General features: G+C 75.3%; 8 protein-coding genes. 7 read left to right on the top strand and 1 reads right to left on the bottom strand.

Annotated elements, in window-relative coordinates; all coding sequences use genetic code 11:
- Positions 1-80: 80 nt before the first annotated feature.
- Positions 81-1,463 carry a type VII secretion integral membrane protein EccD gene (gene eccD, locus PUR71_RS37115; RefSeq protein WP_329931664.1) on the bottom strand — a complete coding sequence of 461 codons (1,383 nt, stop codon included), beginning with the start codon at positions 1,461-1,463 and terminating at the stop codon, positions 81-83.
- A gap of 166 nt (positions 1,464-1,629) precedes the next feature.
- Here eccD and eccCa point away from each other — a divergent pair, with 166 nt between their 5' ends.
- The 7 genes from eccCa to PUR71_RS37080 all read left to right on the top strand — a co-directional run bounded on the left by eccCa (position 1,630) and on the right by PUR71_RS37080 (position 15,850).
- A complete protein-coding gene (eccCa, locus tag PUR71_RS37110; RefSeq protein WP_329931663.1) occupies positions 1,630-5,625 on the top strand; it encodes a type VII secretion protein EccCa in 3,996 nt (1,331 codons plus the stop codon).
- Positions 5,626-5,672: 47 nt separating this feature from the next.
- On the top strand, positions 5,673-8,138 hold the full coding sequence (locus PUR71_RS37105; RefSeq protein ID WP_329931662.1) for a hypothetical protein: 2,466 nt from the start codon (positions 5,673-5,675) through the stop codon (positions 8,136-8,138).
- A gap of 330 nt (positions 8,139-8,468) precedes the next feature.
- Entirely contained in the window at positions 8,469-8,903 is a 435-nt protein-coding gene (locus tag PUR71_RS37100; RefSeq protein ID WP_329931661.1) for a hypothetical protein, read from the top strand.
- A gap of 99 nt (positions 8,904-9,002) precedes the next feature.
- Positions 9,003-9,440 (top strand): hypothetical protein, encoded by a 438-nt coding sequence (locus tag PUR71_RS37095; protein ID WP_329931660.1) that lies wholly within the window; start codon positions 9,003-9,005, stop codon positions 9,438-9,440.
- A gap of 81 nt (positions 9,441-9,521) precedes the next feature.
- A complete protein-coding gene (locus PUR71_RS37090; protein WP_329931659.1) occupies positions 9,522-10,964 on the top strand; it encodes a hypothetical protein in 1,443 nt (480 codons plus the stop codon).
- Between the two features lie 57 nt (positions 10,965-11,021).
- Positions 11,022-14,405, top strand: coding sequence for a right-handed parallel beta-helix repeat-containing protein (locus PUR71_RS37085; protein WP_329931658.1), 3,384 nt, complete (start codon positions 11,022-11,024; stop codon positions 14,403-14,405).
- A 419-nt stretch (positions 14,406-14,824) separates the two neighbouring features.
- Entirely contained in the window at positions 14,825-15,850 is a 1,026-nt protein-coding gene (locus tag PUR71_RS37080; RefSeq protein ID WP_329931657.1) for a S8 family serine peptidase, read from the top strand.
- Positions 15,851-15,881 lie beyond the last annotated feature (31 nt).

Below are 15,881 nucleotides of genomic sequence, written 5' to 3'. Positions count from 1 at the left end.
GGCCCCGTGAATCCCGACCGGACATGTCCGTGCCCCGGCCGCTGACAGCGGCCGGGGCACGGGGTGGGCGGTGCCGGGGCTCAGCCGCCCAGGCCGCGCAGGTGCTGGTAGAGGCCGCAGGCCTGGAGGGCGAGGGGGAGGAGAGCGAGGGCGGTCAGGGTGTGGAGGAGGTCGGCGATGCGGCCCCAGTAGGGCAGGAGGCGCCGGCCGGGGACGGTCCAGGCGGCGACCAGGAGGGCGGCGGTCAGGGCCACCAGGGCGCCGAGGAGGGCGAGGCGTCCCGCCGGGGAGGCGTCGGTGGTGACGCGGGTGAGCAGCACCGCGCCGCCGTAGACGCCCGGCAGCAGGAGCACGAGGCGCTGGCGGATGCTGCCGATGGCGCGGGCGTGGAGGACGAGCAGCAGCGCGAGCGCCGCGGCTTCGGCCGCGCCGGCCCAACCACCGCTGAACGGCAGGATCGTGAGGCAGACCGCGCAGACGGCGCCGATCGCGGTGTAGAGCGCCATCAGGTAGTCGTCGGCGACGAGCGCGCGGGGGAGCACGGCGGCGGCCGGGACGGGATCGATGTTCTCCTGGAGCTCCTCGGCGTTGCGCGGCAGCATCGGCAGCCGCAGGCCGGAGAGCCGGAACGCGACGGACGGCACGAAGGAGCCGACCAGGACGGCGAACACCGAGACGAACGAGACGAGTTGGTCCGTCCCGAGTCCGAGCAGGAGCAGTGCTCCGGCCAGCACGCCGAGCGCGGCGACCAGCACCAGGCCGATGAACAGCGGCGCCGCGGCCCCCACCGCCGCCAGCGACAGCACGGCCGCGCCCGCCGCCGCGGAGGAGGCCGCGAGAACGCGGGCCCCGAGCAGGTCGTCGCCGCCCGGACCGGCGGGCAGCAGCAGCGCGGCGAGGCCCAGGTACGGGACGGCGGCGGCGCCGAGCGCGGTGCCCGCACCCGCGTCCGCCATCGCGCGGGAGGCGCTGGCCGCGCCGAGCAGCAGGAGCACGGCGACGCCCGCCGCCACGGCCTCGCGCGGGGCGGCCGGGCCCGGGAGGGCCAGCACGATCCAGCCCGCCGCGAGGGCGGCCAGGGCGAGCGCGAGGGCGAGGCGGCGGGTGAGGGCGGGGCGCCAGGTGTCGCCGCGCTCGTGCATGCCGGTGGCGACACCGTCGACCAGGTCGTCGAAGTGCACCGGCGGCAGGGCCTCGTGGCGGGGGCGCAGGTAGAGCGCGTCGCCGTCGTGGAGCGCGAGCGCCTCGACGCTCCGCTCCTCGTCCAAAGGCTCCTCGCCGAGCCGCTGGAGCACCCAGCCGCCGTGTTCCAGCCCGCTCTCGGCGAGGTCCGGGCCGGCGTGGCCGATGATCGCGGGGAGCAGGTCGGCCAGGGGGACGTCGGCCGGGACGGCGAGTTCGAAGCCCGCCTCCGGCGCGTGGAACCTCAATCGGCACAGTCCTGCGACGGCGCTGGTGCTCACGCCACTCCTCGGGGGTCGGGGTCCGTAGTGTTCTCCGTCTTCTCGAACGGCCCGCGCGGGAGTCGGCGTTCACGCACCCGCCGCGTCCGGCTGCACCCCGCTGAACCCCGCGGTCGCCGCCGCCCGTCAGCGTGAGTGGACGGCGGCGGAACGTGAGGAGCCCTGAGTGAGTGTGGTCCTGGTCAAGCGGACGCCCAGGCGTCCGGGGCCCGAGATGCCGGACGGCGACGTCCAGCTCCAGGAGCCGCCGGTCCTGCCCGAGAAGCAGAGCGGCATGGCGAGCGTGATCGGCATGGCGCCGATGGCGCTCGGCTCGCTGTCGATGGTGTTCATGTTCCTGCGCCCGGCCGGGCCCGAGGGCGGTGGCGCGCTGAGCTACGTCGCGGTCGGCATGATGGCGCTGTCCGCCGTCGGCATGCTCGTCACCCAGCTGGTCCGCGGCTCCAGCGACCGCAAGCAGCAACTGCGCGCCGAGCGCCGCGACTACCTGCGCTACCTCGCCCAGATGCGCCGCCAGGTGCGCCGCTCGATCGACGCCCAGCGGCAGGCGCTGGCCTGGCGCCACCCGGCGCCCGGCGAGCTGTGGTCGCTGGTGGGCACCACCCGGCTGTGGGAACGGCGGGCCGCGCACCCGGATTTCAGTGACGTCAGGATCGGCGTCGGCGCCCAGCGCCTCGCGACGCCGCTCGCCCCGCTCGCCACCAAGCCGGTCGAGGACCTCGAGCCGCTGTGCGCCCACGCGCTGCGCCGCTTCATCCACGCCTACGGCACCGTCGCCGACCAGCCGATGGCCATCCACCTGCGAGGCTTCGCCCAACTCCTGCTGCGCGCCGACGATCCCGGGGACGCCCGTGCGCTGGTGCGCGCGATGATCGCCCAACTCGCCGTCGTGCACGGGCCGGACGAGCTCCACGTCGCCGTCGTCGCCGACACCGAGCGGCGCGCGCACTGGGAGTGGGCCAAGTGGCTGCCGCACGCCCTGCACCCGACCGACACCGACGGCGCCGGCCCGGTCCGGCTCGTGGCGGGCAGCCTCGGCGAGGTCGAGCAGCTGCTCGGCGAGGAGTTCACCGGCCGGCCCGCGTACGAGCCCGACGCCGTCCCGAGCCGCGACGAGCCGTTCACCGTCCTCGTCCTCGACGGCCCCGGCGCGCACGCCGGCAGCCGCGCCGCGCTCACCGGCTACCGCAACGCCGTCCTCGTCGACCTCGCCGACACACTGGAGTGGCGCCCGGCCCGCGCCACGCTGCGGCTGCGCATCGAGGACGGCCGGCTCGCCATGGTCGGCGCCGACCGCAACCGCAAGGACGTCGTCACCGACCTCGGCCGCCCCGACGCCCTCGCGCTGCCCGCCGCCACCCGGCTCGCCGCCCAGCTCGCCCGCTACCGCATCGCCGACGGCGTCGACGCCGCCGAACCGATGGCCACCGACTTCGACCTGACCGCCCTGCTCGGCATCCCCGACCTGCACGCCCACGACGTCGAGGCCCTGTGGGCCCAGCGCGGCATACCGCAGCGCCTGCGCGTGCCGCTCGGCCTCGGCCCGGACGGCCGGCCCGTCGACCTCGACCTCAAGGAGTCCGCGCAGGGCGGCATGGGCCCGCACGGCATGCTCATCGGCGCCACCGGCTCCGGCAAGTCCGAGCTGCTGCGCACGCTCGTCCTCGCGCTGGCCGTCACGCACTCCTCCGAGGTGCTCAACTTCGTCCTCGTCGACTTCAAGGGCGGCGCGACCTTCCTCGGCCTCGACACCCTGCCGCACACCTCCGCCGTCATCACCAACCTCGCCGACGAGGCCGCGCTCGTGGACCGCATGCGCGACGCCCTGCACGGCGAACTCGTGCGCCGCCAGGAGCTGTTGCGGGTCGCCGGGTACGCGTCGCTCCTGGAGTACGAGACGGCGCGCGAGGGCGGCGCGGTGCTGCGGCCGCTGCCCACCCTGTTCGTCGTCGTCGACGAGTTCAGCGAACTGCTGTCCGCCCACCGGGACTTCATGGAGCTGTTCGTGATGATCGGGCGGCTCGGCCGCTCGCTCGGCGTCCACCTCCTGCTCGCCTCCCAGCGGTTGGACGAGGGCCGGATGAGCGCGCTGGAATCCCACCTGTCCTACCGGATCGGTCTGCGGACGTTCTCGGCGATGGAGAGCCGCGGCGTCCTCGGCGTTCCCGACGCCTACCAGCTGCCGTCCCAGCCCGGCAACGGCTTCCTGCGCAGCGACATCTCCACCCTGACCCGTTTCAAGGCGGCCTACGTCTCGGGCCCGTACCGGCCCAAGCGGCGGGCGGCCCAGCAGGCCGTCGTCGCCGGACAGGTCGTCCGGTACGGCACCGAGTACGTGATGCAGCGTCAGGCGCCGGTCGCGGCCGCGGTGGAGGAGGAGGCCCAGACTCCGGCGGGCTCCCTGCTGGAGATCGCCGCCGACCGCCTGCGCGACGCCGGACCGCCCGCCCACCGGGTCTGGCTGGCACCCCTCGGTGTGCCGCCCACGCTCGACGAACTCCTGCCCCCGCTCGTCCCGCACCCCGAACGCGGCCTCACCACCGAGGACGAACACGTCCACGGCGCGCTGGAGTTGCCCGTCGGCGTCATCGACCGGCCCTTCCACCAGCTGCGCGACCTCCTCACCGCCGACCTCTCCGGCGCCGGCGGCCACATCGGCATCGCCGGCGCCCCGCAGAGCGGCAAGAGCAACCTCCTGCGCACCCTCGTCACGGGCCTCGCCCTCACCCACACCCCGAGCGAGGTCCAGTTCTACTGCCTCGACTTCGGCGGCGGCACCCTCTCCGCGCTGCGCGGCCTCCCGCACGTCGGCGGGGTCACCGGACGCCACGACGGCGAACGGGTGCTGCGCACCGTCGCCGAGATCAACGGCATCATCACCCGGCGCGAGAAGTACTTCGCCGACCTCGGCATCGACTCCGTCGCCGCCTTCCGCCGCCGCAAGGCGGCCGGCGACCCCGCGCTGGCCGGCGACCCGCACGGCGACGTCTTCCTCGTCATCGACGGCTGGAACACCCTGCGCCAGGAGTTCAACGACCTCGTCCAGCCGCTCACCCTGATGTCCCAGCGCGGCATCAACTACGGCGTCCACCTCGTCATCGCCACCACCCGCTGGGGCGAGATCACCGGCGGCCTGCGCGACCAGCTGCAGACCCGCTTCGAACTGCGCCTCGGCGACGCCGTCGACTCCGTCATCAACATGCGCGCAGCCGCCAAGGTGCCCAAGCTCCCCGGCCGCGGCCTCACCGAGGACCAGCTGCACTTCCTCACCGCCCTGCCCCGCATCGACGGCTCCGGCGGCACCGACGACCTCGGCGAGGGCGTCGCCGACCTCGTCGACGCCGTGGCCGCCCACTGGACCGGGCCCCGCGCCCCCGAGGTCCGGATGCTGCCGCTCAGCCTCGACGCCGCGCAACTGCCCGCGCCGGAAGGCCGGCTGCGCGTGGCCATCGGCCTGGAGGACACCGAAGTCGCCCCGCTGTGGCACGACTTCGAGGAGCACCCGCACCTGCTCGTCGTCGGCGACAGCGAGTCCGGCAAGACCAACCTGCTCGAACTCGTCATCCGCGGCATCACCGCCGCGTACACGCCCGCCGAGGCCCGCATCATGCTCGTCGACTTCCGGCGCGGCCTCTACGACGCCGTCCCCGAGGAGTACCGCCTCGGCTACGCGGTCGCCCTCGACAAGCTCCGCCAGATCGTCGACGGGGCGTCGCGCGCGATGAAGAACCGCATCCCGCCCGCCGACATCACGCCCGCCCGCCTCAAGCTGCGGGACTGGTGGGAGGGGCCCGAACTCTTCATCCTCATCGACGACTACGACCTCGTCGGCGCCGGCACCGGGGCCCACCCGTTCGCCGCCCTCCTCGAGGACCTCGCCCAGGGCGCGGAGATCGGCCTCCACCTCGTCGTCGCCCGCGGCGCCAACGGCATCGCGCGGGCCATGGGCGACCCGCTGGTCCGCAAGCTGCAGGAGGTCAACTCGCCGACGCTGCTGCTCTCCTGCCCGCCGTCCGAGGGCTACGTCTTCGGTAACCTCAAGCCGCGGGAGTTCCCGGCGGGGCGCGGGCTGTACATCACGCGACGCCGGACGGTGCAGGTGCAGACCGGCCGCCTGACGGGGCCGGCGGGGCCGGCGGGGGATTTGGGGGCGGCTCGGTGAGTCGGGTGGTCGAGCGGTCGTCGTTGCGGGCGCTGGGGCCGCACTTCGTGATCGCACCGCCTGGCGCGGAGGCGGCCGGGCTGGCGGCGGCCCTGGCGCCGGTGCGGGCCGAGGCGCACAGCCTGCTCGTCCTCGCGGCGGCCGAGGACGCGGCGCCCGTGCTGCGTGCTTCGTTGACCGAACTCACCAGATCGGCACGAGGGTTGGGGGTCGACACGCTCGTTCTCGCGGCCTCCGGCCTGGCCGCACCGGGGCCCGAGGGCCGTCGCCCGGCCGAACTCATCGCCGGACGCACCGGGTTGACGGTCGTCGCGCCGGACGCGGTGGTGTCCGTCGAGCCCGACGGCACGCTTCGAGTGGCGGGCGGCTCCTGGTGGCGCTGCCGTCCGGGCGACCTGCGGGCGGAGGCGGTGGGCGAGCGGTGGCCTGCGGCGACGACGCTCACGCCGTTGGCCGGGGGCGGCTTCTGGGCGACGCCCGGGACACCCGGGGCGCCCGGGGCGCCCGCCGTACGACCCGCGATCCTCGACCGCGCCTCGGGGCGGGACGGCGCCGTCCTGCTGGTGGTCGGCGAGCCGTCGGGGAGCCTGCCTTCGGGCGCGCACGTCGTCCGCTCGGCATCCGAGTTGATGACGGCCGCGAGCCCGGACTCGGTGCTGCTGCTCAGCGCGCCGTGGGCCGAACCCATCGAACTCGTCGAACTCGCGGCGGTCGTGGCAGCCTCGCTCCGGCACGAGGTGCGGGCCGCGATCGGCCTGCCCGTCCGCGACGGCGCCGGGCACCGGCACGTGCACGTGGCGCCCGACGGGACGGCCGGCTGGGAGCCGTACCTGACCGAACTGGCCGCCTGCCCGGTCGAACGCAAGGTCACCGCCGTCGCCTGGCGCGGCCGCCCCGACGCCCCCGCACCCCCCGGACCCGCCCGCTACCCCGCCTTCCCCGGCTGGGAACTGGAAGCCGTCGCGGCCGGCCTGTGGCTGCGCCCCTCCGGCACCACCGACCGCGGCCCCCGCATGCGCCGCCCCGACCCCGCGCGCCCCGTCCTCGTCGTCGGCACCCCGGGGCGCCCGGTCACCGAGGACACCTGGGCCCACCTTGGGAATTCCTTGGGAGCCCTCCCGTCCGCCCCCCGGCTCGGCCTGGTCGTGGCGGGGACGATGGACACGGAGTCGCAGACGGTGGGCCGCTTCTGCGCCCGACTCCACGGGCTGGACTGGCTGGGCCCGGAGCTCCTGTGGCCCGCCCCGGAGCTGCCCGGTGGGGCCATCGCCGAGCCGGCGCCGCCGGAAGTCGGCGGGTCCGACTTTCCGCTGCCGGTCCTGCCACCGGCGTCGCTCGACGGGGCTGCGGTTCCTGCGCTGCCCGATGCGCCGGATGTCGGCGGGTCCGACTTTTCGGTGCCGGTCTTGCCTGGTATGTCGGCGTCGCTCGACGGGGCTGCGGTTCCTGTGTCGCTCGAGGCGCCGGAAGTCGGCGGTTCCGACTTCTCGGTACCCGCTTCTCCGAGTGCACCGGAACGGGACGACACTGAGCCGCCCCACGCGGAGGCCACTCCTGAGCCCGTACCTGCTCCGAGGCCGGTCTCCGCCGTCGGAGGCCCGCGAGATGGTGTGTCGCCGGCCGCCGGCGGGGCCTTCGCGGGTTCCGAGCCGAGTGCAGCAACGGCGCCGGACGCCCATCCGGCATCCGGGAGCGACGGCGCATCGCCCCAAGGGCCGTCGTCCGATGCCGTCCCGTCGATGCCGCATCCGGCAGGCGAGGCCCGGCCCCTGCCCCCGTCCCCGGCCTCGCCCCCGACCCCTCCCGCAGACCGCGCCGCCGTGGTCGCCCTCCTCGGGGGCGCCTACCCCCGCCTCGCGCGCCGGGCCGAGGATGCGGCGACCCGGCTGCCGGGCCTTCGCCCGCAGGGTGCCGGGGGCGATCCCGGGGCGGAGCTCGTCGCGGTGCTGCTGCACCACACCGAGTCCGACCTCCCCGTCGCCCGTGAGGACCTCGTCGCGGCGGCCCGCACGGGTGCGCCCGGCCCGTTGGGGCCGTACCTGCGGTGCCTCGCCGCCGGGCTGCGGCGGCTCCCGAGCCACTACGGCGGCGTGCTGCTCGCGGCGCCCGCCGGTGGTGGCGACCTGGCGCGCTTCACGCCCGGCGCGGTCTTCACCGAGTGGGCGCCGGTGAGCGGCCTCGCCGCGGTGGGGGCTGACCTGGGGGAGGACGTGGGGGTGGAGTTCGCGGTGTGGTCCGTCGGCGGGCGGCGCTGCTCGGCGTTCGGTGAGCCGGGTGAGCCCGCGGCCGTGGTGTTCGCGCCAGGGACGGGCTTCGAGGTGGTCGCCGTCGACGAGCCCGACCCGGCGGCCGGTGTCCCCGCCCGCGTGCTGCTCCACGAGGTGGGGAGCATCCGCCCCGCCGCCGAGCGCCTGCGCACCTGGCTCGCCCGCCGGGACGCCATCGCCCCGCCCGACCGCGTCCGCCCGCCCCACCCGGCGCACTACCGCCTGGACCTGGGAGCCGCCGGCTGAAGGTGACCGCGTGGGCATCGTCGCACCGATGGCCGCCTCCGGGGGCACCGTCCGGTGGGCCACGCGTGAGGCGCTGCCGGTCCGGTGACGGCGGTGGCTGGGACCTTCGAGTCGACTGGTCCCGCCCCATCCGTACCCGAGGAGCGCACACGGCGATCACCCTTCGCCCCGGACGCACCGTGATGTTCGCCGGTGACTGGATCACCGACTGACGCGGCCGCGTACCGAACAGGTTGAACCCGTTCCTGCGGCTCCTCCGTCAGCACGTATGAGGGGCCGAGGTGTTCGCCCGTCCCCGGTCCGTCCCCGTGCCTCTCTCCTGGAGCAATCATGAAGCAGATCAAGGCCGTTGCCGTCGCCGTGGCCGCGTTCGCCGCCCTTGCCGTCGGAGCGGCGCCCGCCGGTGCGGCGGATCTGGGCGGCGGCAGCGGCGTGGGTACGTGCAGCAGCAAGGTGTGGGGCGGCAAGTACCTCTGTGGTGGCGCGTACGGCGACGGCACGGCGACGTACTACTTCCGTGACGGCCGTCAGGAGGTCTTCATCATCGGCACGGACCACGCCGTGTGGACGCGCTGGACCACCGACAAGGCCGGCCACAAGAGCGGCTGGGTCTCCATGGGCGGCATCCTGGCGGGCCCGGTCGGCATCCTCGCCACGGACATGGGCTTCGGAAACTTCGAGATCGGCGCGATGGGCACCGACGGTCACACCTGGAGCCGAGTCCGCGACACCAACGGCAACTGGAGCGCGTGGGCCGCGGTCTGACCGGCGGGACCAGGGTGAACCTCCCGCCGCCGGCCGGCCGTCGGAGAGGACGTGGACTCCGGTGCGGAACGCGCCGGGCGGGCGGGAGGAGTACCGAGGATGAACGAGGCCGAGCCGGGCGGGTTCAGGCTCGCGGCGGTGTTCGACGCCGTGGATCCGGTGACGGGTCCGGGCTTCGCGCCGGACCGTGTCCGGCTGCCGGAGGGGCCGGCGCGGCAGGCCGTGCTGCGTTACCTCCGTGACGGGGCAGCCGTGTTGCTCACGCCGACGCTGATGGACGACGTGGTCGATCCGGCGCGGCGCGGCGTGGTGCCGCTGGGGTTCCGGACGGACGGGCAGTGGATCTGGACCGACACGGTGACCTACTACCTGGAGACGCACGGTCTGGCGCCCGAGCCCGGCCTGCTCGCGCACGTCCGGGCGCAGGGCGACGGGCCGTGCCCCCAGCCGGGGCGCGAGGTGCTGGAACGGGCCACGGCCTTCGTCCTGGCGCCGCCGCAGCCGGAGCAGCGCACGGTGTGGACGGTCGGTTCCTGACCGGCTGAACGCGGGCGGGGGCGCCGTCCGTCGGTGTCTGTAGGAGTTCGCTGCTCGTAGGAGTGACGTCGAGTGCAGGGGATGAGCGTGGGCGAGGACAAGCACGGCACGGGGGAGCAGGGCTCCGCAGGTTTCCACCTTCCCGTGGTGAACTGGGCCATGGCGGCCGAGGGGGACGGCCAGGACGAGACCGTCGAGGTCGACCCGTCCGCGTCCGGGCCGAGTTCGGCGGGCGGTGGGGCCGTGCCGGAGGTGCCGGCGCGGCACGTCCCGCCGAAGCCGCCCGGCGTCGGCCCCGAGGCCGTTCTCGAGACGGGGGCCGACCCGGACACCGAGACCGCGGCCGCCACGGCGGAGGCGCTCGCGGAGGCGGCCGTGGCGGACCGCGAGGGCGCCACGGCCGCCGCCGACGGGCCGCGTCCGGGCCGGGTCTCGCGTCCGATGGTCGCGGCCGCCGTCGCGGTGGGCCTGGTGCTCGTGGGTGCGTCCGTCGTGGTCACGCAGCTGGGCGGGGGCGATCCAAAGCACGGCCCCGCGCAGGCGGACAACCCGCCCGGGTACGGGCAGGGCGGCGGCGACGGCGGCAGCGGGTACGTGCCGGGCACCGACGGCGGCAACGGCGGCAACGGCAACGGTGGCAACGGCGCGGCTCCCGGAGACCCGGGCGCAGCCGGTGGCACGGCTCCGGGCGTCGCGCTGCCCGTCGGCGACCCCGCCGCGGGCGCGCCGACCACGGACGCGGTCCAGCCGGGCGCCCCCGGTCAGCCCGCCGGTGCCCCTGCGGCCGGTGCGCCCGGAGCCGGTGGCGTGCTCTCGCCCCGGCAGGCCGGCGCGGTGGGCCAGGGCGGCGGCAACCCGGCCACCACAGCGGGCGGTTCGACCGGTAGCGGGTCCGGCGGCTCCGGTGGCAACGCCCCGCAGCAGCCCGGACCGGGAGCGCCCGCCCCGCAGCAGCCCGCGCCGCAACAGCCCGCACCCCAGCAACCGGCCCCGCAGCAGCCCGCCCCACCGCCCGCGAAGCCCGCCGACCCGCCGCCCGTGGTGACCGTCCTCGGCCCGGGGTGCAGTGGCAAGGGCGCCTACCGGGAGAACGGCCGGTTCAGCAAGGGCATCGAAGGCTGGATCGGCAACTCCGGCGGCTGGGGCGGCGACGGCTGCAACGGGAGCTACACCTCCGTCCCGATGTACGGTGACGCCTCGAAGGACGACCCCACCGCCTCGGTGGTGTGGACGTTCACCGTGGGCAACGTCCGGACCTGTGCCCTGTCCGTCTACGTCCCCGCGAGCGGAGACGTGACGAAGGTCGGCGGCCACCCGACGTACTACACGGTGCAGAGCGGCGGATCGGGGCGGTCCTTCAACGTCGACCAGATCTCCAGGCAGGGAAGTTGGGTGGACGTGGGCAGCTTCTCCTACAGCGGCTCGTTGGCCGTCACCCTGCACACCCGCGGCGTGGACTGGGGCAGCGGCGCGTCCCACGCCCACCACGCGGCGAGCGCGATCCGCGCGACCTGCACCTCCTGAACTCCCCCCTCATTTCGCGACCCCACCAGAGACCACCTACGAAGGGAATCCCCCGGCATGTCACGCGCGGTGCTGACGGTCTGTGCGGAGCAGCGGGAGTCCGGCGCGCAGCCGGGCTTCTACCGCACGATCGGCGAGGCCCTCGAGGCGGCCCGCAGCGGCGCGGTGATCTCGGTGCGCCCCGGCCGGTACGAGGAGAACCTGGTGGTCACCAAGATGGTGACGATCACGGCCGAGGACGTCCGGGGCAGCGTCCGGATCAGTCCGCGGCGCGGCTCGGTGCTCCAAGTGCTGGCCGAGGCGGTCCAGTTGACCGGCCTGGTGCTCCAGGGGCGGGACGAGGAGCTGCCCGCCGTGGACGTACCGCGCGGCCAGCTCGCCCTTCAGGACTGCGAAGTGGCGGGCAGCGCCTGGACGGCCGTACTGACCCGCCAGCAGGGCGAGTTGGCGATGCGCGGCTGCCGCGTGGTGAACCCGGCGGGCGCCGGCCTGGTGGAGACCTCGACCGGCGCGAGCGTCATCGAGGACAGCGTGATCGAGCACCTCGGCACCTCCGCCCTGGTGATCGGCGAACGCGCCAACCCCACCGTGCGCCGCTGCGTGCTGCGCGACGCCCGGGGCAACGGCGTGTGCGCCAACGGCGAGTCCCGCGGCGTGATCGAGGACTGCGAGATCTCCGCGACGGACAAGCCCGCCATCGCCCTCGAGGAGCAGAGCGCCACCCGCGTGGTGCGCACCGAGGTCCGCGACAGCGCGCTCGGCGTCTTCATCGGCTCCACCGCGCGCGTGGAACTGGAGGACTGCACCGTCAGCGCCGTGCGTGCCCACGGCTACGTGCTCACCAACGGCACCGACCCGCTGCTGCGCCGCTGCCGGGCCGTCCGCACGCAGGGCAACGGCCTGCACGTCGCCGGCCGCGCCCGCGGCACGTTCGAGGACTGCGAGGTCACGTCCGCCACCCTCGCCGGCATCCACGTCGGGGAGTCCTCCGGACCGAGTCTGGTCCGGACGGTGGTGCGCGACGGCGAGAGCGACGGCGTCGAGCTGACCGGAGAGAGCGCGGCCGAGTTCGACCGCCTGGAGGTCCGGGACGCGGCCGGCGCCGGTGTCGTCGTCCGTGACGGCGCCAACCCGCTGCTGCGCCGCCTCGCCGTCACGGCTGCCGCCGGGCACGGCGTCGAGGTGCTGCGCGACGGGCGTGGCCGGATCGAGGACGCCACCGTCGTCGACTCGGGCCGGGACGGCGTGCGGATCGAGGACGGCGCGAACACGTACGTCGGCGGCACCACCGTGCGCGGCGGCAAGGGCTGCGGGATCTCGGTCGGTGCCGAGGGCGTCGCGACGCTGCGCGACGTCGACGCCGAGGACAACGCGTACGACGGGGTGAGCGTCGAGCACGACGGCGAACTGACCGCCACCCGGACCGGCCTGCGGGCCAACCGGCGGCACGGCCTGCACCTCCTCCCCGGCGCCCGGGCGACCCTGACGGGCTGCCGGATGACCAACAACGGCGTGGACGGCGTCCGTTCGCAGTCCGCGGAGCCCGTGCGGCTGAGCGACTGCCTGGTGGCCGAGAACGAGGGCGCGGGCCTGCGCCAGACCGAGCCGACCGAACGGCTCGCCGTCGAGCACCTGGACAGCCGCGACAACCGCTCCCCGGACGCCCACGGCACGGCCACCGCCGCGGCCGCGACCCCGGTCGGCGGGGAGGCCGATCCGCAAGCGCCACCCGTCGACGGCCCGGCCGCCCCCGTGGCGGACGTGAAGGAGCAGGGCCCGCAGGCCGTCCTGCAGACCCTCGTCGGCCTGGAGGGCGTCAAGGACCAGGTCGCCACGCTCGTCAACCTCAACAAGCTCGCCCGCCGCCGCGAACAGGCCGGCCTGCCCGCCCTCCCGATGAGCCGCCACCTCGTCTTCGCCGGACCGCCCGGCACCGGCAAGACCACCGTCGCCCGCCTCTACGGCGCCATTCTGGCCGAGCTCGGCGTGCTGCGCAGCGGTCACCTGACCGAGGTGGCGCGCGCCGACCTGGTCGCCTCCATCATCGGCGGCACCGCGCTCAAGACCACCGAGGTGGTCAAGGAGGCGCTCGGCGGCGTGCTGTTCATCGACGAGGCCTACACGCTGTCCGCCGGATCGGGCGGCAGCGGACCGGACTTCGGCCGCGAGGCGATCGACACCCTCGTCAAGCTCATGGAGGACCACCGCGACGACCTCGTGGTGATCGTCGCCGGGTACGAGGAGGAGATCCGCGAGTTCCTGGCCTCCAACCCGGGCCTCGCCTCGCGCTTCAGCCGCACCGTCGAGTTCGAGAACTACAGCGACGACGAACTCACCACCATCGTCGAGCGGGCGGCCGCGGGCCACGGTTACGAACTCGGCGAGGGCACGCGCGAGACCCTCGCCGTCCACTTCGAACGGATGGCCAAGGGGCCGGACTTCGGCAACGGACGGGCGGCGCGCAAGGTGTTCGAGGAGATGGTCGACCGGCAGGCCGGCCGGCTCGCCGAACTCGAACACATCGACAACGCCGACCTCACCCTGCTCCTCCCGGCCGACGTCGGCGAGGAGGCCGCGGCGGCGGTCGCCCGGGCCGCGGCGGGCGAGCAGGAGCCGTCGTCGCCCGGCCTGCTGGACCGGCTGCGCGCCATGGTCGGCCTCACGGCGGCCAAGGAACAGGTCGAGGACCTCGTCAACCTCACCCGCCAGACCCGCCGTCGCGTCGAGGCCGGCCTCCCGGCGGCCACCATCAGCCACCACCTCGTCTTCTCCGGCCCGCCCGGCACCGGCAAGACCACCGTCGCCCGCCTGTACGGCGAACTCCTCGCCGAACTCGACGTGCTGCCCACCGGCCAGCTCATCGAGACCGCCCGCGCCGATCTCGTCGGCCGCTACATCGGCCACACCGCCCAGCTCACCCGCGACGCCTTCGAACGCGCCCGCGGCGGCGTGCTCTTCATCGACGAGGCGTACACGCTCACGCCCCGGCACGGCGGGGGCGGCGACTTCGGCCAGGAGGCGGTCGACACGCTGATGAAGCTCATGGAGGACCACCGGGACGAGGTCGTCGTCATCGTGGCCGGCTACCAGGAGGAGATGCGCGGCTTCCTCGCCTCCAACCCCGGCCTCGCCTCCCGCTTCTCCCGGGAGATCACCTTCGACCACTACTCGGACGACGAACTCATCACCATCGTGCGCCTCCAGGCCGAAGCCGCCGGCTACACCTGCACGCCGGAGACCCTGACGGCCCTGAGCACCCTCTTCCTCGCCGTCCCGCGTGACAACTCCTTCGGCAACGGCCGCTTCGCGCGCCAGGTGCTGGAGGCGATGATCACCCGCCAGGCGGGCCGGCTGTCCCGCCTGGACATCGCGGACCTCGACGAACTGAGCCTCCTGCTGCCGCAGGACATCCCGTCCGAGCGCATCGGCAGCTTCGCGTGAGCGATGGCACGGGGACCGGGACGGACGAGGCGGCCACCCCCATGACCGCCGTCGGCCGGTGGATCCGGGAAGGGAGGGGACTGGCAGCCGGGGCGTCGGCGTCCGTGGGGGACGCGTGTGGGGATGTGCTCGCGCTGCCGACCCCCTCCCCGACCACCGCCGGCCGACGGCCCCTCGCAGCGCGGGCCTCCGCGACCGCACTGGCCGCTGCGCTGCTGCTTCCCGCGGGAGCCGCGTGGGCCGACACGCCCGCAGCCACGTCCACGCCCGCGCCCACGCCTTCCTCGTCCGGGGAAGCCCTGCCGGGCGTCGGCCAGGTGCGGCGGGAGGCGTCGGGGAAGCCCGCGGGCTGCCTGCCCACGTCGGCGAAGGGCACCCAACTCATGCCCTGGCCGCAGACGTTCCTACGGCCCGACCGAGTGTGGCAACTGAGCCGCGGCGACGGCGTGACGGTCGCGGTGCTCGGCTCGGGGGTGGGCGACGGCTCCGGACTGCTCGTCGGTCGCACCGACTTCGCGCCGAAGCTCGACGGCGCCGCCGACCCGGCCCACGACTGCGTCGGCCACGGCAGCTTCCTGGCCGGGCTGATCGCCGCGGACCGCCGCGACGGCACCGGTTTCGCCGGCCTCGCGCCCCGTGCGAGGGTCCTGGCGGTGGGCGTCACCGACGACACCGGCACGACCACCGCCGACCGGCTCGCTCAGGGCATCACGGCGGCGGCCGACCGGGGCGCGCGCGTCATCGCCGTGGGCGTCACCGTCCCCGAGGGCAGCGACGCGCTGGCCGGGGCCGTGCGCCGGGCCCGGGCCAAGGGCGCGCTGGTCGTCGCCCCGGCGGCGCCCGACACCGCACCGAGCGCGCAGACCAAACCGGCCCCCGTCTACCCCTCCGCCTACCCCGAGGTGCTCGCCGTCCGCGACCTCGGCCCGGCCGGGGCGCTCCCGGACAACGCGGCGGTCGGCGGCCGGGTGGACCTGGCCGCCCCGGGCGACGCCGTGACCGGCCCCGGCCCGGCGGCGGGCGGCTACTACACGGGCACCGGCCCGAGCTTCGCGACGGCCTTCGTCGCCGGCACGGCGGCCCTGGTCCTCGGCTACCGCCCCGCCCTGACCGCCGACCAGCTGACGGCCCGTCTCGAAGCCACCGCCTACCGCCCGGCCGGCCCCCTGCCCGACCCGCAACTCGGCTACGGAACGGTGGACCTGGTCTCCGCCGTGACGACCACGCTCGACCACGAGACCTCCCCGGCCCCACCCCCCACCACCCCGTCCACATCCGCCCTGGCGATGCCCCCGCCCCGCCCCTCGTCCGGGGCGCCGGCCCAGGCCGCCGGGGTGGCCCTGACAGCACTGGGCACCATCGGCCTGGTGGCCATCGCCGGGGCCGTCTCCCCCCGAGGCCGCGCCCGCCGCTGGCAACCGGCCAAGGCCGACGACGCGCCGTAGCCCGAGCCGTAGTCCGGAACCCGGGCGTCCG

It is taken from the genome of Streptomyces sp. SP17BM10 (genome assembly GCF_036322405.1).
Taxonomy (GTDB): domain Bacteria; phylum Actinomycetota; class Actinomycetes; order Streptomycetales; family Streptomycetaceae; genus Kitasatospora.
The sequence above is the reverse complement of the archived record's forward strand: the minus strand, read 5'-3'. Positions and strand labels throughout refer to the sequence as shown.